The organism is Nocardia sp. bgisy118, from assembly GCF_057708605.1.
Genome location: NZ_JBYISM010000034.1, coordinates 73,720 through 99,473 on the forward strand (window position 1 = coordinate 73,720; position 25,754 = coordinate 99,473).

Below are 25,754 nucleotides of genomic sequence, written 5' to 3' on the forward strand. Positions count from 1 at the left end.
CACACGATTCGTGCAGGTGCAGGTCCTCGGTCCCCGCCCGCGATGACCTTCGACCCTGGGTTCGCGGGCGGCTCGCTGGTGGCATGGGGACGGCGCATTGCCAGAGCGAGGAGGCAGGATTCGGTGGGTTCCGACATAGCGATCAGCGAGATCGAGGATGCGGCAGGGACCGCGAGGCCGGTGGTTCGACGCGAACACCGTGTGCTGCTGGTGGGTTCGGTCGCCGAGGCCGCGGCCGAACTGGTCGCCCGCGGCCGGGAGGCGTTGCTGTTCACCGACATCGAGACCGGTATGGACGCGGTGCTGTATCGGGGCGGGCCCTACGGCGTGCGCTTGGCGCGCCAGCACCGCCGAGGCTTGCCCGGCGACTCGGAGGCGCCCGCGTTGACCGTCGACGCGCGCCCGACGCCGTATCTGGAGGAATCCGAGGCCGTGGAGCGGCTGTGCCGGTTCGGGTTGTCGTTCGTGTTCTTCAACGACCCGGGCGACGGGCGGGGCAGGTTGCTCTACCGAGGCCACGACGGCGATCTGATCGTCGTGGCGCCGCGATCCACCGAAACGGGAAGGTGAATCACCACGATGACACGCGATCTGACGCAGCGCGAGATTCTCACCGAGCTGGAGCATGTCGCCGAGACCTGCGTGAACCGGCACCTGTCGCTGGCGAAGGACTGGCAGCCACACGACTACGTGCCGTGGGACCAGGGCCGCAATTTCGCCGCACTCGGCGGATCGGATTGGGAGCCTGGCCAATCCGCGCTCAGCGAGGTCGCCAAGGCAGCGATGGTGACCAACCTGCTGACCGAGGACAACCTGCCCTCCTACCACCGCGAGATCGCCGAGAACTTCTCCCGCGACGGCGCCTGGGGCACCTGGGTGGGTCGCTGGACCGCCGAGGAGATGCGCCACAGCACGGTGATTCGCGACTACCTGGTGGTGACTCGGGGCGTGGATCCGGTCGCGCTGGAACAGGCCAGGATGGCGCACATGACCCACGGTTTCGACCCCGGCATCGGGCGCACCGAGGTCGACAGCGGCGCTGGTTTCCTGCATTCGGTCGCCTACGTCAGTTTCCAGGAGCTCGCCACTCGCATCACCCACCGCAACACCGGCAGGGTCTGCCACGATCCGGTCGCCGACCGCATGCTGCAACGCATCGCCGCCGACGAGAACCTGCACATGATCTTCTACCGCACCATCTGCGCGGCCGCGCTGGATCTGGTGCCCGACCAGGCCATCGACGCCATCGACGCCATCGTGGAGAACTTCCGCATGCCGGGGGCGGGCATGCCGGATTTCCGGCGCAACGGCGTACTCATGGCCAAGCACGGTGTCTACGATCTGCGCCAGCATCTGGAGGAGGTACTCGAACCGGTGCTGCGGCAGTGGAACATCTTCGAGCGCACCGACTTCGGGCCTCGCGGTGAGATCGTCAGGGAACGTTTGGCGGCGTTCCTCGACGACTTGGAGCGCGTGCGGATCCCACGGTTCGAGGAACAGCGTGAGCGAGCCCTCGCGCGGGAGCGGGCCAGGGCCTGAACCATGATCTACGGCGGGTAGGTGGCCGCGCTCGACACGCGTGGAGCGCGAGCCCGCTGCCCGATCACAATTCGTCGACGAGCTCGATTCCGGAGACGATCGTGGTCTCGATCTCGATCACGCCGTCCATCGGTGCGTCGATCCAGGGCCGGAGCACCTGCTGGTAGCGGGCGATTCGGGTGGCGTCGGTGATCGGGCGCGCGATTCCGGTGACCACGACCGACCATCCGGTGCGGCGGTCGATGTCGAGGTCGTCGGCTTCGTAGGCCACCACGATGCCCGCTCGTTTCTGCACGGCGGTGGAGAACTGCGAGGCGATCCGGGTGCGCACGATGACCCGCCCGTCCTCGAGCAGATGGTTGACCGGCCGAATCGCGGGCAGTGCGTCGCGGGTGTAGACGACTCGCCCGAACGGGGCTTGGGCGAGCAGCGACAGCGCCTGCTCGCGATCCAGCTCGACGACGGTGCGGCCCGCGGCGGGTAGGCCGGTCATCTGTGCGCGCCTCGTCCGACGCGGCCGACCGGGCGAGAACGCCGTTGGCAGCGGGCGAATCCCACCGTGACGGCCGGTTCGGAAGGTCTCACGTGATGCCCCCATCCGTTCGCGCGTGTGTGCCGGTCGTTTCATGCCACCAGCTCGCCCGAATGCCCCCTAGGGTCGAAGGTCGCCGCAGCGGAGGACCAACGGCCCGCTCATGCGATGCCGATCGGCTGGGAATGTGACGATCGGCCCCGGAGGAGCGGCACTATGGCCGTCTCGATGCGCCCGCGCCGCGCCGACACTGGAATCATGACCGACAGCACCGTACTTCCCGCATCCTCCGTGCCGGATACGCCCACCCTGCTGGCGGCGCTGCAGCTCGCCGCCCGCGCCCCCTCGGTGCACAACACCCAGCCGTGGCGCTGGGAGTTCGACGGCACCCGGCTCGACCTGTTCCGCGACGACGACCGGCTGCTGACCTCCGCCGACCCTGACGGACGCCAGCTGGTGATCAGCTGCGGCGCGATGCTGCACCATCTGCGCACCGCCCTTGCCGCCCGCGGCTGGCACACCGACACCCAGCGCGTGCCCGTGCCGACCCGGCCGGACCTGCTGGCCGCCATCACCTTCCGCGCATGGCCCGACCCGCCCGCGGGGGTCCTGACTCGCGCGCAGGCGATCGAGCACCGTCGCACCGATCGGCTGCCGCTGACTCCGCCGCCGGGGTTGGGCGAGCTGGTGCACACCGCGCGGATGCTGGCCAGCCCGCACGACGTCGAGCTCGACGTCCTCGACGACAGCGCGCGTCCCTTGCTGGCGGCAGCCTCCGAGCACGCCGACGCCAACCGCCGCTACGACATGGACTACCAGACCGAATTGCACTGGTGGGCAGGACATTCCGATGTCAAGGAAGGGGTGCCCGGCACGGCCCTGGCCTCCGACGCCGAGGCCGCCCACGTGCCGATCGCCCGCAAGTTCCCTTCGGCAGCGCATTCCGAACGCCGCGGCGACCTCGACGACCAAGCCGCCTTACTGGTGCTCAGCTCGCCCGGCCACACCGTCTCCGACTGGCTCCACGTCGGCGAAGCCCTTTCCGCGGTGCTGCTCGAATGCACCTCGATGGGATTGGCGACCTGCGCGCTGACCCATATCACCGAGCTGCCCGCCGCCCGTGAGTCGATCCACGGGGTGCTGACCGGTGCGGGCATACCGCAGGTCGTCCTCCGCGTCGGCGCCGCGTCCGTCGACACCACAGCGCCATCACCGACGCCGCGACGCCCCGTCAGCGAGATCCTCACCCTTCGCGACCACGAGGAGCATCCTCCGAGCGAATCTCACCTCGGCTCTGCGACCCGTTGATCGGACAGCGACAGGACGAACGTCACCATGTCGCGTCCCGGGCCGTTGTAGTCGCGCACCGTGTCGTGGACCTCGAATCCCATCGCTTCGTGGAAGGCGATGGAGTTCGTGTTGCGGGGCGAGGTGATCGCTCGGATCACCGTGCGCCCGTCCCGCCGGGCGGCATCGATGAACCGCTGATACAGCCGTCGCGCCAAGCCGCTGCCGCGTCGGCCGGGGTGGACACCGACGAAATGGATGTATGCCTCGTCCGAGTGATCGGGTGAGAAGAAGCCGACGAGGAACCCGACCGGCTCGCTGTCGCATTCGGCGACGAGGCTGGTGGCGGCGAAATGATCGAAGAACAATCTGGGCAGCGCCGCGGCCACCGGGCGCCCCCACCACGCGTCGACGACGCCGACGACCGCCTCGTAATCTCCGGATGTGGCCGGTCGCAACCGAACTGGGCCCTGCACGGACGGTGATTGTGCCAGCCGCCGGGTTCCTGCCACCACCGGCTCGCGGTTCGGTCAACGTCCGAGGGATCGGTCGCCGTCGCAGGGTGGTGACGATGCTGGAGGCGGTAGCGACGGGTTTGCCGTCCGCGCGGGTGACCTCGCAGGTGTAGTGGGTGAGGGTGCGGGCGGTGTGGACGGCGCGAGCGGTGGCGCACAGGGTGTCGCGCCAAACCGGGCGCAGGAACACCGTGCGCAGTTCGATGGTGGTGAACGACTCGCCGGGCTGCACGAGGGACGAATCCAACGGCTCCGAAACCGGACTGTTGCCGCCGCTGCACCATCCACCGACATCATCAGCGGCCCCACACCACGAACCTGACTTCCACCCGAGTCGTTTGTGGCTGGCGATACGTTTCTTACCCTCGGCGGCCTCGGCCATCTATTTCCCTTGTCCGCTAACCGTTTGCCTTGCTACCGTCCGGCAGTGAGCCTCACTGAGTGCGCATCGCGCGCGCCAACGACCTGATCGTCATCGAGGACGCGGCGTACGCGTTTCTCGCCGAACCCGCTCCCGCGCCTTTGGTTTCGCGGGCGCCGGAACGCACGTTCTGGCTGTCGAGCCTGTCCAAGAGCGTGGCAGCCGGATTACGCTTCGGGCTGCTCGTCACCCCGCAGTCGGGGCAGGTCACGATGAAACATACGCTGCGGGTGCACATGGCGAGCCCGCCCGGTCTCGTCGCGGCGCTCGCCGCCGTTCGCGGCGCCCTCGACGTCGTGCCGCTGGGCTGACGAGTTGCCATTCCGGTGGCAGGTGGCAGCGTAAACGGCCTGACGTGCAGCCTGCGGGGGCCCTCGCCTATCGGGGGCAGTGGTCGAGGAGCCGGTCGACGGTGGTGGTGATGGTGTCGGCGAGCAGGTCGAGGTCGGGGGTGGTGTCGTAGTCGCCGGTGATGCCGAAGCCGAGGTGGTCGCGGTAGCTGAGGATGGCGATGGCGGTGCGCAGCCGCATCGCGATGGGCGCGAAGGGCAGGATTTCGAGGACTTCGCGGTCGTGCATTCGCAGGGTGCGGGTGGGGCCGGGGACGTTGGTGGCCAGTCCGGCGATGCTGTGCTGGGGGAAACGCAACGCGGTGCGCACCGCCCACGCCAGGGGCGCGAAGGGCACCCAGCGGGCCAGTGACAGAATCGAATTCGCCGCGCCGGCTTCGCCGCTGGCCTTGTGTTTGCTCAGGCTTGCGTGCACGCTGCGCAGTTGGTCGACCGGGTCGTCGAGTTCGATCGGCAGCCGCGGCAGCATCGCCGAGACCCGGTTGTCGAGCGTCCCGTCGGCATCGGCGGTGCGCACCGACACGGGCGCCAGGATCCGCACCGTCTCGGTGTCGGGTTGCTCGTCGCGGGCGAGCAGCATCGCGCGGAACGCGGCGGTCACCGCGGCGAGGGCGACGTCGTTGACCGTCACCTCGAAGGCAGCGCCGATCTGTTTGACCTGCGCCAGCGACACGCGGGCGACGGCGTAGCGGCGTTGGCGTCCGATCGACCCGGTCAGCGAGGATTCGCCCTCGGGCACGATCGCGTTCCACGCCAGCGGCGCCGCCGCGCGCACGGTGCGCAGCAGCGCGGCGGGTGCCTGAACCGGCAGTCGCAGTCCGTCCGCGAGCATCGTTCGCCAATTCCAGCCGTCGTCACGGTCGCTGTCCGGCTCGTGGCGGTTCGGGATCGGAGCGTCGGAGGTCGGGTCGCAGAAGCGTTGGAACAGCGAGATGCCGGAGACGCCGTCGAGCATGCTGTGGTGGGCGGTGACGATCAGCGCCCATCGCTCACCGTCGAGGTGCTCGACCACGGTGCAGCGCCACAGCGGGTGGTCGCGGTCGAGGCGTTGCTCCATCACGGTGGCCACCATCTCCCACAGCGCTCGTTCGTCGCACGGTTGCGGCAGGGCCACCCAGCGCAGATGATGCCCGATATCGAAGTGCGGGTCCTCGACCCACTGCGGGGCGCTCAGATCCCAGCGTGCGCGCCGCAGTTTCTGGTGCAGGCGCGGGTCCACCCCGATCCGCTCGGCCATGCGGCTGGTGAATTCCGCACGCGTGCCGGGGTTTCCGTCGAGGATCGCCACCGCGCCGATACCGGCGTTGACGTGCTGATCGCTGTCTTCGAGTTCCATGAATCCCGAATCCAACGGACCGAGCTCACTCATCCGATCATCCCTCTCGGTCGCTGACTCCTTGGTTGGCTACCTCTGGCATACCCGGTCGCCGCGGTTTACCGCCCCGGTTATCCCGCTCACATAATTGGTATCTCGTATGCGAATTATCGTAGCGTCGGGGCATGCAGCTGACCCGCTTCACCGACCTCGGACTTCGAGTCGTCATGCGCTTGGCGGTGGCGGGGGAGGGTGTTCGCCCGGGAAGCCGCGAGATCGCCGAGGAACTGTCGGTGTCCTACGCGCACGCCGCGAAAGTGATCACCCGCCTCGGTGAGCTCGGCGTCGTGGACGCGCGCCGCGGACGCAGCGGCGGCCTGGCGATCACCGAACTCGGCCGCACCGCCACCGTCGGATGGCTGGCACGCCGCCTCGAGGGTGACGCCGAAGTCGTCGAATGCGATGGAGCCACCCCGTGCCCGCTGCGCTCCGGGTGCAGGCTGCGCTCGGCGCTGCGCCGCGCCCAGCAAGCGTTCTTCGAATCCCTGGACACCCTCACCATCGAAGACCTCACCCGAAGTCCCACCGGCGCCGTCCTGCTCGCCCTGCCCCGATTCGGCGGCGCCGACCCACAGATTTCAGCAACGAACGGAGAATGACATGCTCTCGGCCACCGCGAAGGAGACGATCCGCGCCACCCTACCTGCGGTAGGTGCGGCCATCGACGACATCACGACGCTGTTCTACCGCAAGATGTTCGCCGCCCACCCCGAACTCGAACGGGACCTGTTCAATCGCGGCAACCAGCAGCAGGGCGGTCAGCAGAAAGCGCTCGCCGGCGCCATCGCCGCCTTCGCGGCACTGCAACTCGAACCCGATCAGGCGCGCGTCGACCTCATCCTGTCGCGGATCGCGAACAAGCACGCCTCGCTGGGCATCGAGCCCGCCCAGTACCAGATCGTGCACAAGTACCTGTTCGAAGCCATCGTCGAAGTCCTCGGCGACGCCGTCACCGCCGAGGTCGCCGCGGCATGGGACGAGGTGTACTGGCTGATGGCCGAGACGCTGATCGCGATGGAGGCAGGCCTCTACCGATCCGCCGGTGTCGCGGTGGGCGACGTCTGGCGGAAGGTGCGCGTGCGCGAGCGGCGCCACGAATCCGCCGACACGGTCTCCTTCGTGCTCACCTCGGTCGACGCCGCACCCCTGCCGTCCTTCTCGCCGGGACAGTATCTGTCGGTGGGCGTGCACCTCGAAGACGGCGCCCGCCAGATCCGCCAGTACAGCCTGTCCTCGGCGCCGTCGAACGCCGACTGGCGCATCACCGTCAAACGCGTCGACGCCAAGATCCTGCCCGACGGCTCGCACGCACCGGCCGGTGAAGTGTCGAATTTCCTGTACCACAACGTCTTCGAAGGCGATGTGCTCGACGTGACCACCCCGTTCGGCGACCTGGTGCTCCAGGACGACGACGCGCCGCTGCTGCTGGTCTCCGCGGGCATCGGATGCACGCCGATGATGGGAATGCTCAGCCACCTCGCCGACACCGCCGACTCCCGCCCGATCTCGGTGCTGCACGCCGACCGCTCGCACAGCAGCCACGCCCACCGGGCCGAACTGGCCGAACTCGTCGACCGCCTGCCGTTCGCGATCATGCACCGCTGGTACGAGAACCTCGGCGCCCGCAGCCCCGAAGACCGGCTGCGGGAAGGCCGCGCCGACCTGGGCGAGATCACCATCGCCGCCGACACTCGCGCCTACCTGTGCGGTCCACTGCCGTTCATGCTCGGCATGCGCGAGGCGTTGCTGGAGAAGGGCGTGGCGGCGCAGAACATCCACTACGAGGTCTTCGGGCCGGACAGCTGGGCGGCCGCCCCGGCATAAGCGGCGATCTTCGGGGCGAATTCGGCAGCGGCAACTCGCGGTCGCGCGTTCGAAATCCGGCGAGCGCCGTTGGCGCCGGGCCGAATTCGCCCCTCCGGCCGCCACGAAGCGCGGCCGGATCGTCGGGAAGCCGCCGGGCGCGGGCTGGTGACAGTGGTCCCGGCGATCGCGGACATTCGTCACTGGCGGTCGATGCTCTGCGCAGCAAAGCTGTGGGAGATGACAGCGAGGCCGTGGAAGTTTCGCCGCCCGGGAAAGGATTCGAGATGACCGAGGGAAATCTCCGCGCCGATACCGCCGACCGACCGGTTCTCGTCGCGGTCGACGGCTCGGCGAGCTCGTACCAGGCCGCCGCGTGGGCCGCGGTGGACGCGGTCACCCACGGGTCCCGGCTGCATGTGTTCACCTCGATAGCGTTGATCGGTGGCCTCGGACCGGCGATGAGCCTGCCCGAGGCGGAGATGACGTGGCTGCGCACCGACGGCGAACGGATCGTGACCGAAGCCGCGCGCATCGCACGAGAAGCGGTGCAGGACGCGGAGCTGGACCTCACCACCGAGGTCACCTTCGACCTGCCGATTCCCACCCTCGTCGAACGATCCACAACCCTGCGCACGCTCGCGGTCGGCAGCCGCGGTCTCGGCGCATTCCAGCGTGGCCTGCTCGGCTCGGTCAGCACCGCGGTGGCCAGGCACGCGCACTGCCCGGTGGCGGTAGTCCACGATCGCTCCGCGACCGACGCGGTGTCACTGACCAAACCGGTCCTCGTCGGTGTCGACGGCAGCGAGAACAGTGTGCCCGCCGTGCGTTACGCGTTCGACCAAGCCGCGCGCCGCAAAGTCGAGCTGGTGGCGCTGCACGCGTGGCGCGACACCAGCAGCGTCGATCTGCCTGTGACGGACTGGGATTCGATCCGGGAGTCGGAGCGGGCGCTGCTCGCCGAGCGGCTGGCGGGCTTCGGCGAGGAATACCCCGATGTGACCGTGCGCCGAATCGTGGTGTCGGACAGGCCGGTTCGCGCGCTGCTCGAGGCATCGGCCGACGCCCAGCTGGTGGTCGTCGGCAGCCACGGCCGAGGCGGCTTCACCGGCATGCTGCTCGGATCCACCAGCAACGCGCTGCTGCACGTCGTCGAATGCCCGATCGTGGTGCTGCGTCAACGCTGAACGCCGCCGACGAGATCAGTGCTGGGTGCGAGGGCGGACGACGAGGAGTGGGCATTCGGCGCGGTGCAGGACAGCGTGGGTGACCGAGCCGAGGGTCATTCCGGGGAACGCGCCGCGGCCGTGGCTGCCGAGCACGATCAGCTGGGCCGTGGCCGCCTCGCGCAGCAGGCTGCGGGCGGGACGGTCTTCGGTGACGATGCGGGTCACCGGCACCTCGGGATATTTCTCACCGTATCCGGCGAGGCCTTCGGCCAGCAGTGCCTCGGCCTCGGTCTGCATCTCCGCCCGTGATTCGTAGCGGTAGAACTCCGACCAGGTGTGGACCGCGATCACCTCGACGCCGCGCTCGGAGGCCTCCTCGAATGCCATCGCGATGGCCTGCGCGCTGGAGGTCGAGCCGTCGACTCCGACGACCACCGGCCCATGCCAGGCCGGGGATTTCGATTCGGGGATCACCGCGACCGGGCAGGGAGCCTGGCGGACCAGCGCGGTGCTCACCGACCCGAGCACGACCCGGCCGAACGCGCCGAAGCCGCGACTGCCGACGACGAGCAGGCGCGCGTCTTGGGCGTGGTTGCGCAGCGTCGGCACCGGTGCGCTGTCGGCGACGACCGAGAAGATCTCGATCGGCGCGATCGGCGCGATCGGCGCGGCCGCGGCTCGGGCGGCGTCGCGGGCCGTGGCGAGCAGGTCGTGCCCGGCGCGGCGCCAGGACTCCAGGTCGAAGACCGGGCCTGCCATCCCCGGGCTGAAATCGATCGGCACACCCAGGGCGTGGATCAGGCGCAACGGGGCTCGGTGGCGGGCGGCGTACTGCGCTGCCCAGCGCACGGCCGCGAGGGACTGCTCGGACCCGTCGACTCCGACGACGACGGGCGGGTTGGTGGCCGACATCGGCGTGTGCCTCTCTGTCCCACGAGGATTGGGCGTGACCAGCTATCCATAAGCTAAGCGGCGCATGTTCCTGCTCGCGCCTGCCGTTGGTCACCGACTGCCGGGACCTACGACCGTATCGACAGTTCTCGAGCCCCGACCACCTCGTCCTCGGGATTCCGGCCCTGCGGATTCCACCGCCGGTGCCCTCGCTCGGCTTCGCTCCCAGCCGCGCCGGGTGCCCCGCATCGGCAGGGTCCCCGGCTCGTCCGCCCGGCGCGAGTCGGTCTGCTGATCGCCCGGCGCCGTGGGCCGATCAGTCCGGGTGCACGACCATCACCGGGCAATGGGCATGTTGGACAAGATGATTGCTGGTCGAGCCGAGCAGCAGCCCGCGGAACCCACCGCGGCCGCGGCTGCCGACGACGACCAATTGCGCGGTCTCGGACCACTCGACGAGCTTCTTACGGGGCCCGGCCAAAGAGACCCGGCGGGTGACCGCGACGGTGGGGTACTTCTCCTGCCAGCCTGCCAGTCGTTCCGCCAGCAGCGCATGTTCGCCGGTTTCCAGCTCGGCGATCGGGATGTCGAGATAGCTGGTTCCGGCGAACCGTCCCTCCGACAGATCGCTCCACGCGTGCACCACCACCAGCTCGGCGTCCCGCTCACACGACTCGCTGAACGCGGCTTCGATCGCGGGTTCGCCGACCGGGCTGCCGTCCACGCCCACCACCACCGGGCCGCTGCGGCGGACCTGCTGTTTCTTGCCGTCGTGGCGGGCCACCACGATGCGCCCCTTGGCCTGGCTGGTCACCGCCAGCAGGGTCGAGCCCAGATGGGCGAAGGACCCCACTCCGGGGGTGGCGCCCAGGACGACCAGGTGCGCAGCCGGGGACAACTCGATGAGCAATTCGGCGGGGTTGCGCTCGGACAATTCGGTAGCGACCTCGAGGTCCGGGTGAGCCTCGCGCGCGATGCGCTGCGCGCTGTCCAAAGCTTGGAGCCCGTAGTCGCGAAGGGTCTCGACGACCGAGGGCACCAGCACCTCGTAGGAACCCAGCACCGCGCGGGTGGCAGCCAGATCGTAGCCGTGGGTGATGACCAGGCGCCGTCCTCGATCGGCCGCGGTCTGGGCGGCCCACGCTACCGCGTGGGAGCTGGCGGGTGAGCCGTCGGTCCCGACCACCACCGCCGACGAGGCCGAATTGTGGAGGTCGCGACGGTGCCGGTCGGTCATTGCTGCTGCCTTTCAGTAGGTCTCGTCGACGAGTTCGATGCCGGACACGATCGTGGGTTCGATCTCGACTACGCCGTCCATCGGCGAACCGATCCACGGCTGCAGCAGCCGCTGATAGCGGGCGATACGTGCGGGATCGGTGACCGGACGCGCGATTCCGGTCACCACCACCGACCACCCGGTGCGCCGGTCGATGTCGTCGGCCTCGTAGGCCACCACGACCCCCGTTCGTCTCTGCACGGCGGTGGAGAACTGTGATGCCAGCCGGGTGCGCACGATGACAAGGCCGTCGTCGAAAAGATGGTTGACGGGGCGGATCGCGGGTAGCGCGTCGCGGGTGTACACGACTCGCCCGAAGGGGGCTTGCGCGAGCAGCGACAGGGCCTGTTCGCGATCCAGTTCGACGACGTTGCCGTCGAACTGGCTTGCGGTGGAGGAGGATCCGCTCACCGCCGCGCCGCGGCCGACGTCGCTTCGACCGACCGGGCGGGAACGCTGTTCGCAGCCGGTGAATCCCACCACCGTGCTGGTCGGTTCGTAAGGTTCCACGTGATGCCCTATCCCTCAGCGCATGTGCTCACCTCGGCGGTGACCGTTTCATGTGACCAACTGTGCGGATCCGCCTGTTAGGGCCGAAAGTCGCCGGGAAGAAGGACCAACGACTTCCCACGCCCGGACCGGCTTCGGTGTGTGGCGAAGGTCCTTCGGGTTGGAGCATCGAGGCCCTGTCCGCGTCCGAAGGATTCACTCATGCTGGCAGTCATGGGATCCGACATTCGCGTTGAACCCGCCGAGAACGCCTCCGCCGTCCCGGTCGCGTTGTCACCGGTCGTCGCCGGGGTCGATGGATCGGAATTGGCAGTGCGGGCAGCGTACTGGGCCGCCGTCGAAGCCGACGCACGGCAGGCCCCGGTGCACCTGGTGCATATCGCCACACGCGACGAGGTCGGCGTGGAAGGCATGGAAGTGCTGCTGGCCACTCGCCAGGCCGTGCTGGACAGATGGAGCCGGACTTCGCAGCGTCCGGCGCCGGTGATCGAGCCGCAGGTGCTGGTAGGCGACCCCGCCGTCCGGCTCGAAGAGTTGTCCGCGACAGCGGCCCTGCTGGTAGTCGGCGACACCCAGGCAGGACCGTTGGCAGGCATTCTGCACGGCTCGGTAGCGGCCACACTCGCCGGCGCTTCGCGGTGCCCGGTCGCGTTGATACGACCTTTGCACAACGCCGCGTCCGCGGTCGGTCCGGTGCTGGTCGCGGTCGAGGACACCGTCTCCGCGGAGCAGACGCTGCCCGCGGCGTTTCGCGTTGCCGCTACCCACCACAGTTCGCTGCTGGTCGCCGATCTCCGCCACCGCGCCGTGGCCACGGACGACCTCGACGCCCTGATCAACCGTTACCGCGAGCAGTTCGCGACCGTGACAACACAGTGCGCGACGGTCGCCGGTGATCGCCACACGGCGCTGGAACGTCTCAGCGCCGCCGCGCAACTGCTGGTGATCGCCCGCGACGAGCACCACCGATGGCGAGCGCACCTGAATCCGATGCTGCACCTGGCCCTGCATCACACGCACTGCCCGGTGCTGGTGGTGCCACAGGGCGGCCGGGCCGCCACCGGCAGCGAACACCTCGGCCGACACCGCACCACAACCGTTGGATAGGCCGCTGCTCGGTCGGTCCACGCTGTTGCCGCTACCGCGGCGTGCCCATCGTGTGCATCCACCGTGGAGCCGGGGTGAACAGCCGCCGCGACGCATGTGCGAGAACGCGCCTCTGTGTGACCGGTGGCGATCTTCTACGGTGGGTATCGCACGGCTCGAGCGATGGCGGGGATGCCAGAATGCTGGGTATGCATGGTCCATCGTGCGACTTCGGCCCAGACGACAGGCCCCCGGTGATCGGAACGTTGGCCCCGTCCCGCTTACGCGAGCTGCTGGCCGAGGTTCAAGACCGCATCGCGGAGATCGTCGGCGTGCGCGACCAGATGGATCGGCTCATCGAGGCGATGTTGGTGGTCACCGCAGGCCTGGACCTGGACAACACGCTTCGAACGATCGTTCACACCGCGATCGAGTTGGTCGATGCCCGCTACGGTGCCCTCGGTGTCCGCGAAACCGACAAGAGCTCAAAGCAGTTGGCCGAGTTCGTATACGAAGGTATCGATGACCGCACGCGGGTGATGATCGGTGATCTGCCGCGTGGGCACGGTGTGCTCGGGCTGCTGTTCGAGCAACCCAAACCGATCCGGCTGGCAGATATGTCCGCACATCCGTCATCGGTCGGTTTCCCCGCCAATCATCCACCGATGAGGACGTTCCTCGGTGTGCCTGTCCAGGTACGCAACGAGATCTTCGGCAATCTGTACTTGACCGAGAAATCCGGCGGCCAGGAATTCACCGAAGACGACGAAGTGGTCGTGCAGGCCTTGGCCGCGGCCGCCGGTATCGCCATCGCCAATGCTCGCCTCTACGAAGAATCCCGGATCCGCCAGCAATGGCTGGAAGCCACTCAGGATGTCGCCGCTGTCGTGCTGGCAGGCGGGGACCCGGACGAAGCGCTCGAACTGATCACCGCCCGCGCGTTGACTTTGACCGGGGCGGCCTGCGCCTATCTCGCCTTGCCCGAGGATCCCGACATGCCGTCGGAGGAAGTCGGCGAACTGGTCGTGGTCTCGGCGTCCGGACTCGACGCCCAGCAGATCGTCGGACAGCGGATCCCGGTTCGGGGGTCGCGCACCGGCGCGGCGTTCCGCGACGAACAGTACGTTCCCACCGACGAACCCTGCGGTGAACCGGAGCTGGATTCGCCGGTGAAGTACGGGCAGGTGTTGACCTCGCCGCTGCGGGCGGGGCAGGCGGTGATCGGCGTGCTGGCCACCCTGCGCTCGGCCGAGATGCCCGCGCTGGATGCCGCAGGACAAATGATGATGGCAGGGTTCGCCAACCAAGCGGCGCTGGCGTTGCAGTTGTCGAACACCCAGCGCCGGATGCGCGAACTCGACGTCGTCTCGGAACGCGACCGCATCGCCCGCGATCTGCACGACCACGTCATCCAGCGGTTGTTCGCGGTCGGGCTGTCGCTGCAGGGGACCGCGCAGCGCGCTCGAGCGCCGGAGGTCAAGTCCCGGCTCAGCGAGACCATCAACGACGTGCAGACCATCGTGCAGGACATCCGCCACTCGATCTTCGATCTGCACTCCAGTACCTCCGCCGAAGCACCGATCCTGCGCAAGCGCTTGCACGCTGTGGTGGCCGAGATGACCGCCGAAACGGACCTGCGGACCTCGATCCGGCTGGCCGGACCGGTCTCGGTGCTGACCTCCACCATGTTCGACCATGTCGAAGCAGTGCTTCGAGAGACACTCAGCAACGTGGTCCGGCACGCCCACGCCAGCGCGGTCTCGGTCAAACTCACCATCGGCGACGACGTCATCCTCGAAATCACCGACAACGGCATCGGCCTGCCGGAAGACATCTCTCGCCGAAGCGGACTGGCCAACATCGCCGCGCGCGCCTACGAGGCCGGTGGAACTTTCAGCGCCGGTCGAGGCCCCAGCGAGGGGACCGTCATTCGCTGGTCGGTCCCACTACCCCCGGTATCGTCCGGTGGCGCCCATATCCCTCACGCCACGACACCGGACAACGCCACCGATCGGTGATCCGACGCGCTCGGATGGATACTCTGTGAGAGATCCGAAGACGCGATTCACCGACCCAAGGATGCCGCGATGACCGGGGACGCTGCTGTTTCGATCGTGGCCCTGACGAAATCGTTCGGCGCGACCAAAGCCCTCGACGGCTTGGACATGACCGTGCACACCGGTGAGATTCACGGATTCCTGGGGCCGAACGGTGCGGGCAAGACGACGACGATCCGGATCCTGCTGGGACTGCTGCGCGCCGACTCCGGCACAGTGCGCTTGCTCGGTGGAGACCCCTGGACCGACGCGGTCGCGCTGCACGCCCGGTTGGCCTATGTGCCCGGCGAGGTCACCTTGTGGCCCGGGATCACCGGCGGCGAGGTCATCGACTTGATGGCGCGCTTGCGCGGCGACATCGACCGGCGGCGTCGCGACGAACTGCTGGACCGGTTCGACCTCGACCCCCGGCAGAAGGCGCGCGCGTACTCCAAAGGCAACCGGCAGAAGGTCGCGCTCGTCGCGGCGCTGGCCTCGGACGCGGAACTGCTGCTGCTCGACGAACCGACCGTCGGCCTCGACCCGCTCAAGGAGGCCGAATTCCAGCGTTGCATCGCGGAAGCGAAGGACGAGGGCCGGACCGTGCTGCTGTCCAGCCACATACTCGCCGAAGTGGAGGCACTGTGCGACCGGGTGAGCATCATCCGTCTCGGGCGCACAGTGGAATCCGGCACGCTCGCCGAACTCCGGCATCTGACCCGCACCACCATCACCGTCGAAACCGCCCGGCCACCGACGGATCTGCACACGGCGGCGGGTGTGCACGATCTGGTCCGCAACGGCACACACGCCAAGTTCGCGGTCGACGCCGCTCACCTCGACACCGCCATGCGCATACTCGCCGATCTGGGCGTGCGTAGCCTCACCAGCGCACCACCGACCGTCGAGGACATTTTCTTGCGTCACTACGGCGCCACTCCGGAGCAGACGGGAAAGGACGAACCGTGAACGCCCTCGCGACGCCGCTGCGGGCGAACACCTCCGGCGTGGCCACGTTGTTGCGATTCGCGTTCCTGCGCGAGCGATTCACGCTGCCGTGCTGGCTGCTCGGCGCGGGCGCGCTGATCACCCTGCAGTCCCTCGGCAGTCAGCGTTTCTATGACACGCCCCAGAAGCTGGCGCAGATTCGCGAGACGATGAGCGCGAGCGCGGCCACCATCGCCATGGGCGGACCGACCCGGCTGCTGAACACGATCGGCGGCGAGATCGTGTTCGAGGTCTTCGCTTACCTGGCGGTCGTGGTCGTGTTGATGAATATGTTCCTGGTCGGCCGGCACACTCGTTCGGACGAGGAAACGGGGCGGGCGGAATTGCTTCGTTCGGCGCGGGTGGGGCGCTGGGCTCCCGCTGTCGCCTCGATCGCACTGGCCGGGCTGGCCGATATCGCCGTGGTGCTGGTGGTCTTCGCCGCCGCGGTGGGTACCGGGCTTCCGATGGCCGGGTCGCTGCTGCTGGGTGTCGTCACCGCGGGAGTCGGGGTCACCTTCGCCGGAGTCACCGCCGTCGCCGCGCAGGTGTTCGAGAACCCACGCACCGTGTACGGGGCGGTCGGGCTCGCGCTGGCGGCCGCGTATGTGGCACGCGCGGTCGGAGATGTCGGCAACGGAGTCGCCTCCTGGACTTCACCCATCGGGTGGGGCCAACGCAGCTACCCGTACACGGGTGACCGGTGGTGGACGGTGCTGTTGTTCGCTGCCGCGACCGCCGTGCTCACCGCCGTCGCGTTCTTCCTGCTCGACCGGCGTGACTTCGGCGCGGGACTTCTCCCCTACGGCACGGGGCGTGCGACCGCTTCTTGGGCGCTGGGGTCGCCGCTGGGCTTGGCGTGGCGGCTGCAGCGCGGGTCGCTGGCGGGTTGGGCGGTCGGCGTTTTCGCATTGGGCGCGGCGTACGGTTCGTTCGCGGACAGTATCGAGGACTTTCTCACCGACAACCCTGAGATCGCCGCCTACCTGCCGGGCGGCGCCGCCCAAGCGGTGGATTCGTATCTGTCACTCGCCATGTCGATCGTCGCGCTGCTCACCGCCGCATACGGCGTCTCCAGTGTGCTGCGCGCCCGTGGGGAGGAGACCGCGGGTCGCGCGGAGCCGATCCTGGCCGCACCCGTGAGCCGAGATCGCTGGCTGGCGAGCCACCTCACCGTCGCGTTGGCCGGCAGTGTGTTCGTGCTGTTCTGCGGGGGCTTCGGCGCCGGGCTGTCCTACGGCTTGTCGATCGCCGACGCCGTCCAGCCGCTTCGATTGACCGGTGCGGCGCTCGCGTCCGCACCTGCGGTCTGGTCGATCGTCGCGATCGCGACGATCGCCTGTGGCTGGACGCCGAGGGCCGCTGTCCCGCTGGCGTGGTCGGTCTTCGCCTACTGCGCGGTGGCCGCCCTCTTCACGACTGCCTTCGACCTGCCCGATTGGTTCGACGATGCCTCACCCTTCACACACGTTCCGAGGACGCCGCTCGAAACCGTGACCGCCGCACCGATACTCGTCGTCACCACGATAGCGGTGGCCGGGCTGGCGGCCGGATTCGCCGGGTTCCGCCGCCGCGACACCGGATACTGACTGCGACGTGGGGGTCTCCGGTTGACGACAACTGCTGATCCGGGAAACCGGAGTGCTCAGTGCCCCGGTCGGCGATCGTGGGGCTGTCGACTCGAGGATTTCCGATTGTGGGCGCCATGGTGTCGCCAGGTGTCTTTCTCGGGTTGCGGGACTGTGCTGACTCGGACGTGGCACTTGGCAGTTCCTCGCCGAACGGGTCGCGGGCGCCCGGCGTGTGCTCGATCTCGGGTGCGGTGACGGCTCGCTGCTGGCGGTGGTTGCTGGATGCGGCCGGTCAGTTCGCGCACGACCGCGCGGCCGCGGGTGAGTTCGGTCAGGTGGGCGAGGGGCAGGTGGATAGTCGGCGGCTTTCGGCTCTTGCTGCCGCCGGGGCGATCGGTTCACGCTGAAAGGGTGGTCGGCAGCGACTCCGCGGTACTGATCGATTCCCGCCGCTATGACGCGGTGATCTTCGATATGGACGGGGTCGTCACCGATAGCGCGTCCATTCACGCCGCGGCTTGGGCACAACTGTTCGACTCGTTCATGGCCCGTCGTGCACCGGCCGAAGGTGAGGATCTTTCCGCGTTCACCGACAGCGACTACCTGCGCTGTGTCGACGGCAAGCCTCGCTACGACGGCGTCGCCGATTTCCTTGCCTCACGGGGTATTTCGTTGCCCTGGGGTGAAACGACCGATTCCGGGGAAGCCGAGACGGTATGCGGGCTGGCCAACCGCAAGGACCGCATCTTCCACGACCGGCTCGCCCGCGACGGGGTTCGAGTCTTCGAATCCACGATCGCGCTGGTCGGGAGGCTGCGTGCGGCGGGCATCGGCGCCGCGATCTTCTCGGCCAGCCGCAACTGTCTTCCGGTGCTCACTGCCGCGGGGATCGGGGATTTGTTCGAGGTCCGGGTCGACGGTCTCGTCGCCGAGGAGCTCGGGCTGACGGGGAAACCGGATCCGGCGATGCTCGTCGAGGCGGCGCACCGGCTGGGGGCCGCGCCGGATCGGACGGTCGTCGTGGAGGATTCCGAGGCCGGGGTGGCGGCCGGACATCGGGGTGGGTTCGCGCTGGTGATCGGCATCGATCGGGGTGGGCATGCCGAACGCCTGCGGGCCGGTGGCGCCGATGCTGTCATCGATGATGCGGCGCGGGTGGCGCTGCGAGGCGGGTTCCGGCGGATCTCGCAGCTGCCGGATGCGCTGCGGTCCTGGACGCGTCTGGTCGATCTGCTCGACACCGAAACACCCGCGGTGCTCCTGGATTTCGACGGGACGCTGTCCGACATCGTCGCCGATCCGGCGGCCGCGGCCCTGGTCGAGGGGGCAGGCGACGCGCTGGCGAAGCTCGCCGCGCTGTGCCCGGTCGCCGTGGTCAGCGGCCGCGATCTGAGGGATGTCCGCGACCGGGTCGGGGTGCAGGGGATCTGGTACGCCGGAAGCCACGGCTTCGAGTTGCTCGCTCCCGACGGCACCCGGCATGTGCACGACGCCGCCGCGCCGGGGGTCGAGCAGGCGCTGAAGCGGGCCGCGGAGCGACTACGTGAACGGGTGCGTTCGGTCCCGGGAGTTGTGGTGGAGCGCAAGCGATTCGCTGTCGCTGTCCACCATCGCCGTGCGGACCTCGACGATGTCGGTCCGGTCGTGGCGGCGGTGCACGAGATCGCGCGGGCGACCGGTTTGCGGGTGAGCACCGGGCGCAAGGTCACCGAGCTGCGTCCGGATGTGAACTGGGACAAGGGTACTGCGCTGCGGTGGGTTCTGGAGCAGCTCACCGTCCCGGTGCTGCCGATCTACCTCGGCGACGATCTGACCGACGAAGACGCCTTCGACGCCGTCGAACCCGATGGACTCGGCATCGTGGTGGGCCACGGCGAGAACGGCGATCGACACACCGCGGCGCGCTTCGCCGTGACCGACCCGGCGGCAGTCGGTGTCTTCCTGGACCGTCTGGCCCGCCAGTTGAGCGCCGCGGCGGATTCCGCAGCATCCGATGCCTGGCTCTTCACCTTCGACGGGTACGACCCCGGGCGCGAGAAGCTGCGTGAGGCACTGTGCACCGTCGGCAACGGCTATCTCGCGGTCCGCGGGGCCGCCCCGGAATCCCGAGCCGGAGAACACCACTATCCCGGCATGTACGTGGCAGGCGTCTACAACCGGCTGCGCGACGAGATCGCCGGGCACACGATCGACAACGAGAGTTCGGTGAACCTGCCGAACTGGCTGCCGGTGACCTTCCGAATCGAAGACAGCGACTGGTTCGACATCGATTCCACCGAAATCCTGTGCTACCGCCAGCAACTTGATCTGCGCCGCGCCGAGCTGATCCGCCGGTTCCGGATCCGTGACAGCGCCGGGCGCATCACCTCGGTGACCCAAAGACGGTTCGTCGCCATGCATCGTCCGCATGTGGGCGCGCTGGAGACAACGATCGCCGCCGAGAATTGGTCGGGTCGGCTGATCATCCGATCGGCCATCGATGGCAATGTCCGCAACAGCCTGGTCGCGCGTTATCGTGACCTGTCCGACGAGCATCTCACGGCGGTACGGACGCGACCGCTGTCGCCGGACTCGGTACTGCTGGCAGTCCGCACCAATCAGTCCGAAGTCTCGGTGGCTATGGCGGCCCGCACCTCGCTGCGCGAAACAGTTTGTGCGGCAAGAGAACTCGTGGATCGCGACGGCCTCGTAGGACACGATCTGACCGTCGAAATCGACGCCGGTACCTCGGTCGTGCTGGAGAAGATCGTCACGGTCTTCACCGGACGTGACCGCGCGATCTCCGCACCCGACGATGCGGCCGTCCGCTGGCTCGCCGCCACCGGTGGTTACGCGCAACTGCGCGAGGGCCATGCCGATGCGTGGGAGCAGCTGTGGCGGCGGTTGCGCTTCGATCTCGACGGCCGCGAGCACGCGGTGCGGATCCTGCGGCTGCATCTGCTGCACTTGGTGCAAACCGTCTCACCCAACAGCACCGATCTCGATGTGGGTGTCCCGGCGCGCGGTCTGCACGGTGAGGCCTATCGCGGGCATGTGTTCTGGGACGAGCTGTTCGTCTTCCCGGTGCTGAATCTGCGGTTCCCCGCCGTGACCGAAGCGCTGCTGCGCTACCGATACCGCCGCCTGCCCATGGCGCGACAGGCGGCCGCCGCGGCCGGGCTGAGCGGAGCGTTGTTCCCGTGGCAGTCGGGAAGCGACGGTCGCGAAGAAAGCCAGCGGATGCATCTGAACCCGCTGTCGGGACATTGGAATCCGGATCCGAGCAGGCGCGCGTACCACAGCGGAATCGCGATCGCCTACACCGTTTGGCAGTACTACCAGGCCACCGGGGACCTCGAATTCCTCACCGCTTGCGGAGCCGAACTGCTGGTGGAGATCGCTCGATTCTGGGCGAGCCTGGCGACCTACGATGCCACGCGCGACCGCTACACGATCCGCGGTGTGATCGGTCCCGACGAATTCCATTCCGGGTATCCGCAGGCGCCCGAGGCAGGCATCGACAACAACGCTTACACCAATGTCATGGCAGCCTGGGTGATCCTGCGGGCGATAGACGCTCTGGACCTGCTCGCCCCGCGCACGCGGACCGAATTGCTGCAATCACTATCCGTGCCGCCTTCGGAACCGCCGCACTGGCACGATGTCGCCCGCCGCATGATCGTCCCGTTCCACGACGGCGTCATCAGCCAGTTCGAAGGCTACGAGCAGTTGGCCGAACTGGATTGGGACCTTTACCGGCAGCGCTACGGCGACATTCAGCGGCTGGATCGCATCCTGGAAGCCGAGGGCGACAACGTCAACCGCTACCGCGCGGCCAAACAAGCCGACGTGCTGATGCTGTTCTACCTGCTCTCCGCCGACGAATTGCGAGACCTGCTTGCCCACCTCGGATACGAGCTGCCCGGCGAGATGATCCCACGCACCATCGACTACTACCTGGCGCGCACCTCGCACGGCTCGACGCTCAGCGCGCTGGTGCACGCGTGGGTGCTCGCGCGCGCCAACCGCGACCGCGCGGTGGAATTCTTCGACCTCGTCCTCGAATCCGATGTCGCCGACATTCAGGGCGGCACCACCGCGGAGGGGATTCACCTCGGCGCCATGGCGGGCAGTATCGATCTGTTGCAGCGCTGCTTCGCCGGGTTGGAGATCCGTTCCGACCGGCTGATCTTCTGTCCACACTGGCCCGTCTCGCTCGGTGCGCTGTCGTTCCCGATCGTGTATCGCGGCCACCGCCTGACCGTGCGCGTCAGTGGCGACAGCATCGAGATCAGCTCCGATCCCGGCGCGTCACCGCCGATCGAGATCGACTGCCGTGGTGAGATCGCACGCCTCGCGCCGGGGGAGACGCTTCGTCTGCCGCCGGAACCAGGAACCTGACGGACTCTGTCGCCGGGCAGGTGCGTGGAATCCGGTCACCGATGGGAGCGGTGCCGATCGAGGGGTTCGGCCGTGACGTCGGCACCGGCTTCCCGGTCGCGCGCGTCTGCGAGACCCAGCACGGTGGCGAATCCGGTGGCTAGGCAATCGGTCAGGTTCGCGATGTCGGGGACCGCGGCGGAGTCGGCGTTGACGCCGATGTAGCAGGTTCCCGCGTGCGACATCAAGGTCACGTTGACGGCCGTGCCGATGGTGGGGCTGAAGGCGTACATCCGATCGATCCGCGCCCCGGCGAGGTAGAGAGGCACCGGGGAACCGGGGACGTTCGAGGCGACGAAGTCGACGTGTTTGAGCATCCCGGTGACCATCGCGACCGGCAGCCGGTTGAACGCCGCCGCGACGGCGCCGGACAGCGGTATCGCCGGCTCGCGTCGCCAACCATCGACCGTGCCGTTGACGGCCCGCATCAACTCCTCGGGAGCGAGGATGTCGACCGGCAACGAGAAACGCGCGAGAGTGATCCGGTTGCCGCCGAGCGGATCATCGGCGGTGCGAAGACTGATCGGCATGGTCAGCCGCAGCCGACCGATCTTCGCCCCGTGCCGGTAGTGATAGATGCGTAGTCCGATGATCACCGCGGTCAGGAAAGCGTCGTTCATCGTGCAACCCGCGGCCCGCGCCGCGCGGTGCAGCTGCTCGACGGGCACATCGAGCACCGCCAGCCGACGACCCAGACCGCGCTCGGTCATCACCGGCGACATCGTCGCGGTAATGGGCTTGACCAGGCGAGCCAGCGAGGCCGCGAGCGTGACGCCGTCGCGTGCCGCCCGCGCGGGATGCGCGACGACGCGCCATGCGATCTGCCGCGTCGTACGGATCCCGCCGCGGACAAGATCCGAACCCACCGACCGATTCCACGCCACGATGTCACGCAGCACACCGTCGCTCTCGCGCGGCGGCTCGGGCGGATGGCCGCGATCGGTCTCGGCTCGATCGACGTCGAACAGCGCCGTGGCGATCTGAATGCCGCCGATGCCATCGGTGAGGCTGTGGTGCACTGTCATCACCAGCGCGCAGCCACCCGTCGAACCGCTGAGCAGGGTGATGCGCCACAGCGGGCGGGCCGGATCGAAGGCCGTCATCGCCTCGGTGCGCGCGAATTCGAGGACCGTCGACATGTTCGCCGATGCCGGCAACGCCGCCCGTCGCAGGTGCCAGGACAGGTCGAAACCTGGATCGAGGGCCCAGCGCGGCGGAGTCAACCCGAACGGCGCGATGACCAGCCGATGCCGCAACTTCGGCACGAGACGGGTGCCACGCTCGATCGTGCGCACCAGCCGATCCCAGTCCGGATCGGTATCGAGGACCAGGACCGAGACGATCGTCGAACGCAGGACCGGATCCCGCTCCATCTTCCACGAGAACAGGTCCGATTGCGACATGTGAGATTCGCGGGGGCCCATCGTCCGTTGCCTTCGTGTTCGTCGTAGTTCCGTACTACCAAGTCTGCTCGCTCCGCTGATAAGGGCATAGGTCATCTGCTGCCGGTGTCGATGGCCCCTGCCGCAGCGCCCGACGCGGGAGCACAGTGGTAGTTACCAGGCCGCGTGTACGTTGACGTAGCACGGGAAAGTCCATGTCGAGAGGATCCGTGAAGGTTTTTGCGATGTTGTTCGATGACCGCCGTGACGCCGGACGCCAGCTGGCGCGGCGGCTGGAATACCTCCGCGGCGAGGATGCCGTCGTAGTCGGCCTGCCGCGGGGCGGAGTCCCCGTCGCTTTCGAGATCGCTCAGGCTCTGGATGCGCCGCTGGATGCGATCGTGGTGCGCAAACTCGGCGTCCCCTATCAACCGGAACTCGCCTTCGGAGCGATCGGCGAGGACGACGTCCTCGTGATCAACGACAACGTCGTCGCCCACACGAAGCTCACGCCCGAGGAAATGGCGACGGTGGAGCGCCGCGAACGCGAGGAACTGGCGCGACGTGTCGAACTGCTGCGGCGCACACGCCCGCGTGTCCCGCTGGCGGGCCGCACCGTAATTGTCGTCGACGACGGCATCGCCACCGGTGCCACAGCGCGGGCCGCCTGCCAGGTGGCGCGGGCGCACGGTGCACGCCGCGTCGTGCTGGCCGTGCCGGTCGCGCCCGGCGACACGCTGGCGATGCTGAAGGACGAATCCGACGAGCTGATATGCCTGCACACACCGACTCGGTTCGGCGCCGTCGGCTTTTGGTACCGGCGGTTCGGCCAGGTCCGCGACACCGAGGTCACCGAGCTGCTGCGCCGGTCGTCCGATCATCCGCGGGAGCTACAACCAGGTTCTGCGAGCGATCCGCCCCTGTGCGACGACGAGGTGCGCTTCCGAGCCGGAGAGGTCGAACTGACCGGGCATCTCACCATTCCGGAGAACCCGATCGGGATGGTGGTGTTCGCCCACGGCAGCGGCAGCAGCCGTCACAGCCCGCGCAACCGCTACGTGGCCGAGGTGCTGAACCGATCCGGGCTGGGCACGCTGCTGTTCGACCTGCTCACCGTGGACGAAGAGGGTTATCGGGCACGGGTTTTCGATGTCGAGCTGCTGTCGCGGCGACTGATCGAAGCCACCGTCCGGCTGACCGGTCGAGACGAGGCCGCCGGCCTGCGGATCGGATACTTCGGAGCCAGTACCGGTGCCGCCGCGGCGTTGCGGGCGGCGGCCGCCCCCGACGTGCAGATCGCCGCGGTGGTATCGCGCGGCGGCCGACCGGATCTCGCCGGTCCGGCACTGGCCGCGGTGCGCGCACCGACACTGCTGATCGTCGGCGGTGACGACCATGCCGTGCTGGAGCTGAACCGCCGCGCAGCGCAGGAGATGTCGTGTGAGACAGCGCTGGAGGTAGTGCCCGGCGCCACACATCTGTTCATGGAACCCGGCGCACTGGAGCAGGTCGCCGAACTCGCCCGCGACTGGTTGGTCGGCCGGCTGTCGCCCGAGCCCGGCGCTTGATGACCAGCCAGTTCCTACTGGCCTGGTTGCCGCCGATCATTGGAGGCCGTGCGCTTGCTCGAGCTTCCGCCGGCGGAGCGAAGAAGGCAGTTCGCACGAATACGACACCGGGTGGCCTCCGGCAGAGGCCACCCGGCAAAAACGTGGAGGAGCGGTGAGAGCCTTAGACGACCGCGGGGCGGCGGGCGGCGTTGTCGGCGATGGCCGCGACGATTTCGTCGAACAGCGGCGCGGGGATGTCGTGGCCCATCGCCTGGAAGGGCAGGTAGATCGATCCGGGGATCGCCGCGTGGGTGGCCTCGCCGCCGGCGATCTTGATGAGCGAATCCTCGGCGCCGTGAATGACCAGCGCGGGCAGCTGCAACTGCTGGAGGCGCCTCCTGCGGTCGGGAGCGATGACGGCCGCGGTCACCTGGCGTGCCGGGCCGTCGGGGTGGCGCGCGCGGTCGTAGGCCTGGGTCGCGAGCGCGCGGCGGCGCTCCCTGTCGGCGTAGGTCTTCGAGCCGATGAGGGTGTAGAGGTCGACGGTCTGCTCGATCGCCTCCTCACGATCCGAGGGCAGCGGTTTGGTCAGCTCTTGGAGTACCTCCCCATCGGCCATGCCGATGCTGATGTGCGGGGTGCTCATGATCGAACACAGCGACAGCACCCGCGCGGGGTGCTCGATCGCGAGTAGCTGGGCGACCATCCCGCCCATCGAGGCGCCGACGACGTGCGCCTGCTCGATGCCGAGATGATCGAGCAGCTCGACGGAGTCGCGCGCGATCGCCCTCAGGAAGTACTGGCGCGGCGTGATCTTCCACTCGGTCAGACCGCTGTCGCGGTTGTCGGGACGGATCACCCGGTAGCCGCGCTCGCCGAGGCGGTCGACGATTTCCTGGGGCCAGTGGATCAGCTGCGAGCTGAGCCCCATGATCATCAGCAGCGGTTTCCCCGACGGATCACCCTCGTCGCGGTAGCACATCCTGACCTCGGACAGATCAGCGAATCGGTCGCGCTCATCGATCATGACAAACCTCCCGAAAGTTGTGGACGAC

Annotated in this window: 21 protein-coding genes and 2 pseudogenes; 14 read left to right on the top strand and 9 right to left on the bottom strand. The window is 68.3% G+C overall.

Going from position 1 to position 25,754, the window contains the following annotated elements; all coding sequences use genetic code 11:
- Window positions 1–123 precede the first annotated feature (123 nt).
- Both AC3EO7_RS32060 and AC3EO7_RS32065 read left to right on the top strand, forming a co-directional pair.
- Complete coding sequence (locus AC3EO7_RS32060) at window positions 124–570, top strand: sigma 54 modulation/S30EA ribosomal C-terminal domain-containing protein (RefSeq protein WP_431965827.1); 447 nt, start codon at window positions 124–126, stop codon at window positions 568–570.
- 9 nt (window positions 571–579) lie between these two features.
- The gene (locus AC3EO7_RS32065; protein ID WP_431965825.1) at window positions 580–1,539 is read left to right on the top strand and encodes an acyl-ACP desaturase; all 960 of its coding nucleotides are present in this window, start codon (window positions 580–582) and stop codon (window positions 1,537–1,539) included.
- Between the two features lie 64 nt (window positions 1,540–1,603).
- Here the strand turns inward: AC3EO7_RS32065 and AC3EO7_RS32070 are convergent, their stop codons facing one another.
- Window positions 1,604–2,032 carry a pyridoxamine 5'-phosphate oxidase family protein gene (locus tag AC3EO7_RS32070; protein ID WP_431965823.1) on the bottom strand — a complete coding sequence of 143 codons (429 nt, stop codon included), beginning with the start codon at window positions 2,030–2,032 and terminating at the stop codon, window positions 1,604–1,606.
- 297 nt (window positions 2,033–2,329) lie between these two features.
- On the opposite strand from AC3EO7_RS32070, the gene AC3EO7_RS32075 reads away from it, so the two are divergent.
- The gene (locus AC3EO7_RS32075; RefSeq protein ID WP_431965821.1) at window positions 2,330–3,379 is read left to right on the top strand and encodes an Acg family FMN-binding oxidoreductase; all 1,050 of its coding nucleotides are present in this window, start codon (window positions 2,330–2,332) and stop codon (window positions 3,377–3,379) included.
- Here AC3EO7_RS32075 and AC3EO7_RS32080 read toward each other — a convergent pair.
- Together AC3EO7_RS32080 and AC3EO7_RS32085 are read right to left on the bottom strand one after the other, a co-directional pair.
- Window positions 3,355–3,834, bottom strand: coding sequence for a GNAT family N-acetyltransferase (locus tag AC3EO7_RS32080; protein ID WP_431965819.1), 480 nt, complete (start codon window positions 3,832–3,834; stop codon window positions 3,355–3,357). The genes AC3EO7_RS32075 and AC3EO7_RS32080 overlap by 25 nt on opposite strands.
- A gap of 172 nt (window positions 3,835–4,006) precedes the next feature.
- Window positions 4,007–4,255, bottom strand: a pseudogene (locus AC3EO7_RS32085) (hotdog family protein); the annotation flags it as partial.
- Window positions 4,256–4,314: 59 nt separating this feature from the next.
- Here AC3EO7_RS32085 and AC3EO7_RS32090 point away from each other — a divergent pair.
- Window positions 4,315–4,605, top strand: a complete 291-nt coding sequence (locus AC3EO7_RS32090; protein ID WP_435593244.1) for a PLP-dependent aminotransferase family protein — start codon at window positions 4,315–4,317, stop codon at window positions 4,603–4,605.
- Window positions 4,606–4,672: 67 nt separating this feature from the next.
- Here AC3EO7_RS32090 and AC3EO7_RS32095 read toward each other — a convergent pair whose 3' ends face one another.
- Entirely contained in the window at window positions 4,673–6,013 is a 1,341-nt protein-coding gene (locus AC3EO7_RS32095) for a wax ester/triacylglycerol synthase family O-acyltransferase (RefSeq protein WP_435593245.1), read from the bottom strand.
- A 131-nt stretch (window positions 6,014–6,144) separates the two neighbouring features.
- On the opposite strand from AC3EO7_RS32095, the gene AC3EO7_RS32100 reads away from it, so the two are divergent.
- From AC3EO7_RS32100 to AC3EO7_RS32110, 3 genes are all read left to right on the top strand, one after another.
- The gene (locus tag AC3EO7_RS32100) at window positions 6,145–6,618 is read left to right on the top strand and encodes an RrF2 family transcriptional regulator (protein WP_431965813.1); all 474 of its coding nucleotides are present in this window, start codon (window positions 6,145–6,147) and stop codon (window positions 6,616–6,618) included.
- 1 nt (window position 6,619) lies between these two features.
- On the top strand, window positions 6,620–7,843 hold the full coding sequence (locus AC3EO7_RS32105; RefSeq protein ID WP_435593246.1) for a globin domain-containing protein: 1,224 nt from the start codon (window positions 6,620–6,622) through the stop codon (window positions 7,841–7,843).
- Window positions 7,844–8,109: 266 nt separating this feature from the next.
- Window positions 8,110–9,009: a universal stress protein gene (locus tag AC3EO7_RS32110; protein WP_431965809.1), complete on the top strand. Its 900-nt coding sequence runs from the start codon at window positions 8,110–8,112 to the stop codon at window positions 9,007–9,009.
- Between the two features lie 15 nt (window positions 9,010–9,024).
- Here AC3EO7_RS32110 and AC3EO7_RS32115 read toward each other — a convergent pair whose 3' ends face one another.
- From AC3EO7_RS32115 to AC3EO7_RS32125, 3 genes are all read right to left on the bottom strand, one after another.
- Window positions 9,025–9,903: a universal stress protein gene (locus AC3EO7_RS32115; protein ID WP_435593247.1), complete on the bottom strand. Its 879-nt coding sequence runs from the start codon at window positions 9,901–9,903 to the stop codon at window positions 9,025–9,027.
- Window positions 9,904–10,198: 295 nt separating this feature from the next.
- Complete coding sequence (locus AC3EO7_RS32120; protein ID WP_431965805.1) at window positions 10,199–11,119, bottom strand: universal stress protein; 921 nt, start codon at window positions 11,117–11,119, stop codon at window positions 10,199–10,201.
- A 12-nt stretch (window positions 11,120–11,131) separates the two neighbouring features.
- Entirely contained in the window at window positions 11,132–11,569 is a 438-nt protein-coding gene (locus AC3EO7_RS32125; protein ID WP_435593266.1) for a pyridoxamine 5'-phosphate oxidase family protein, read from the bottom strand.
- 300 nt (window positions 11,570–11,869) lie between these two features.
- Between AC3EO7_RS32125 and AC3EO7_RS32130 the strand changes: the two genes are divergently transcribed.
- The 6 genes and pseudogenes from AC3EO7_RS32130 to otsB all read left to right on the top strand — a co-directional run bounded on the left by AC3EO7_RS32130 (window position 11,870) and on the right by otsB (window position 21,728).
- Window positions 11,870–12,775 (top strand): universal stress protein, encoded by a 906-nt coding sequence (locus AC3EO7_RS32130; RefSeq protein ID WP_435593248.1) that lies wholly within the window; start codon window positions 11,870–11,872, stop codon window positions 12,773–12,775.
- Between the two features lie 179 nt (window positions 12,776–12,954).
- Complete coding sequence (locus AC3EO7_RS32135; RefSeq protein WP_435593249.1) at window positions 12,955–14,772, top strand: GAF domain-containing sensor histidine kinase; 1,818 nt, start codon at window positions 12,955–12,957, stop codon at window positions 14,770–14,772.
- Between the two features lie 69 nt (window positions 14,773–14,841).
- Window positions 14,842–15,759 carry an ABC transporter ATP-binding protein gene (locus AC3EO7_RS32140; RefSeq protein ID WP_431965799.1) on the top strand — a complete coding sequence of 306 codons (918 nt, stop codon included), beginning with the start codon at window positions 14,842–14,844 and terminating at the stop codon, window positions 15,757–15,759.
- Window positions 15,756–17,366, top strand: coding sequence for an ABC transporter permease (locus AC3EO7_RS32145; RefSeq protein ID WP_435593250.1), 1,611 nt, complete (start codon window positions 15,756–15,758; stop codon window positions 17,364–17,366). Before AC3EO7_RS32140 ends, AC3EO7_RS32145 begins: the two co-directional genes overlap by 4 nt.
- 187 nt (window positions 17,367–17,553) lie before the next feature.
- Window positions 17,554–17,673, top strand: a pseudogene (locus AC3EO7_RS32150) (hypothetical protein); the annotation flags it as partial.
- An 86-nt stretch (window positions 17,674–17,759) separates the two neighbouring features.
- On the top strand, window positions 17,760–21,728 hold the full coding sequence (otsB, locus tag AC3EO7_RS32155) for a trehalose-phosphatase (RefSeq protein WP_435593251.1): 3,969 nt from the start codon (window positions 17,760–17,762) through the stop codon (window positions 21,726–21,728).
- Between the two features lie 35 nt (window positions 21,729–21,763).
- On the opposite strand, the gene AC3EO7_RS32160 is transcribed toward otsB, so the two are convergent.
- Window positions 21,764–23,170, bottom strand: coding sequence for a wax ester/triacylglycerol synthase domain-containing protein (locus AC3EO7_RS32160; protein ID WP_435593252.1), 1,407 nt, complete (start codon window positions 23,168–23,170; stop codon window positions 21,764–21,766).
- 224 nt (window positions 23,171–23,394) lie between these two features.
- Between AC3EO7_RS32160 and AC3EO7_RS32165 the strand changes: the two genes are divergently transcribed.
- Window positions 23,395–24,717 carry a phosphoribosyltransferase family protein gene (locus AC3EO7_RS32165; RefSeq protein WP_435593253.1) on the top strand — a complete coding sequence of 441 codons (1,323 nt, stop codon included), beginning with the start codon at window positions 23,395–23,397 and terminating at the stop codon, window positions 24,715–24,717.
- A gap of 163 nt (window positions 24,718–24,880) precedes the next feature.
- Here AC3EO7_RS32165 and AC3EO7_RS32170 read toward each other — a convergent pair whose 3' ends face one another.
- Entirely contained in the window at window positions 24,881–25,726 is an 846-nt protein-coding gene (locus tag AC3EO7_RS32170; RefSeq protein WP_431965788.1) for an alpha/beta fold hydrolase, read from the bottom strand.
- Window positions 25,727–25,754 lie beyond the last annotated feature (28 nt).

Bases quoted from the DNA above. Each gene is read 5' to 3' on its own strand.
- AC3EO7_RS32065 (WP_431965825.1), top strand. From the start codon at position 580: ATGACACGCGATCTGACGCAGCGCGAGATTCTCACCGAGCTGGAGCAT.
- AC3EO7_RS32070 (WP_431965823.1), bottom strand. From the start codon at position 2,032: ATGACCGGCCTACCCGCCGCGGGCCGCACCGTCGTCGAGCTGGATCGC.
- AC3EO7_RS32075 (WP_431965821.1), top strand. From the start codon at position 2,330: ATGACCGACAGCACCGTACTTCCCGCATCCTCCGTGCCGGATACGCCC.
- AC3EO7_RS32095 (WP_435593245.1), bottom strand. From the start codon at position 6,013: ATGAGTGAGCTCGGTCCGTTGGATTCGGGATTCATGGAACTCGAAGAC.
- AC3EO7_RS32100 (WP_431965813.1), top strand. From the start codon at position 6,145: ATGCAGCTGACCCGCTTCACCGACCTCGGACTTCGAGTCGTCATGCGC.
- AC3EO7_RS32105 (WP_435593246.1), top strand. From the start codon at position 6,620: ATGCTCTCGGCCACCGCGAAGGAGACGATCCGCGCCACCCTACCTGCG.
- AC3EO7_RS32110 (WP_431965809.1), top strand. From the start codon at position 8,110: ATGACCGAGGGAAATCTCCGCGCCGATACCGCCGACCGACCGGTTCTC.
- AC3EO7_RS32115 (WP_435593247.1), bottom strand. From the start codon at position 9,903: ATGTCGGCCACCAACCCGCCCGTCGTCGTCGGAGTCGACGGGTCCGAG.
- AC3EO7_RS32120 (WP_431965805.1), bottom strand. From the start codon at position 11,119: ATGACCGACCGGCACCGTCGCGACCTCCACAATTCGGCCTCGTCGGCG.
- AC3EO7_RS32130 (WP_435593248.1), top strand. From the start codon at position 11,870: ATGCTGGCAGTCATGGGATCCGACATTCGCGTTGAACCCGCCGAGAAC.
- AC3EO7_RS32135 (WP_435593249.1), top strand. From the start codon at position 12,955: ATGCTGGGTATGCATGGTCCATCGTGCGACTTCGGCCCAGACGACAGG.
- AC3EO7_RS32140 (WP_431965799.1), top strand. From the start codon at position 14,842: ATGACCGGGGACGCTGCTGTTTCGATCGTGGCCCTGACGAAATCGTTC.
- AC3EO7_RS32160 (WP_435593252.1), bottom strand. From the start codon at position 23,170: ATGTCGCAATCGGACCTGTTCTCGTGGAAGATGGAGCGGGATCCGGTC.
- AC3EO7_RS32165 (WP_435593253.1), top strand. From the start codon at position 23,395: ATGTTGTTCGATGACCGCCGTGACGCCGGACGCCAGCTGGCGCGGCGG.
- AC3EO7_RS32170 (WP_431965788.1), bottom strand. From the start codon at position 25,726: ATGATCGATGAGCGCGACCGATTCGCTGATCTGTCCGAGGTCAGGATG.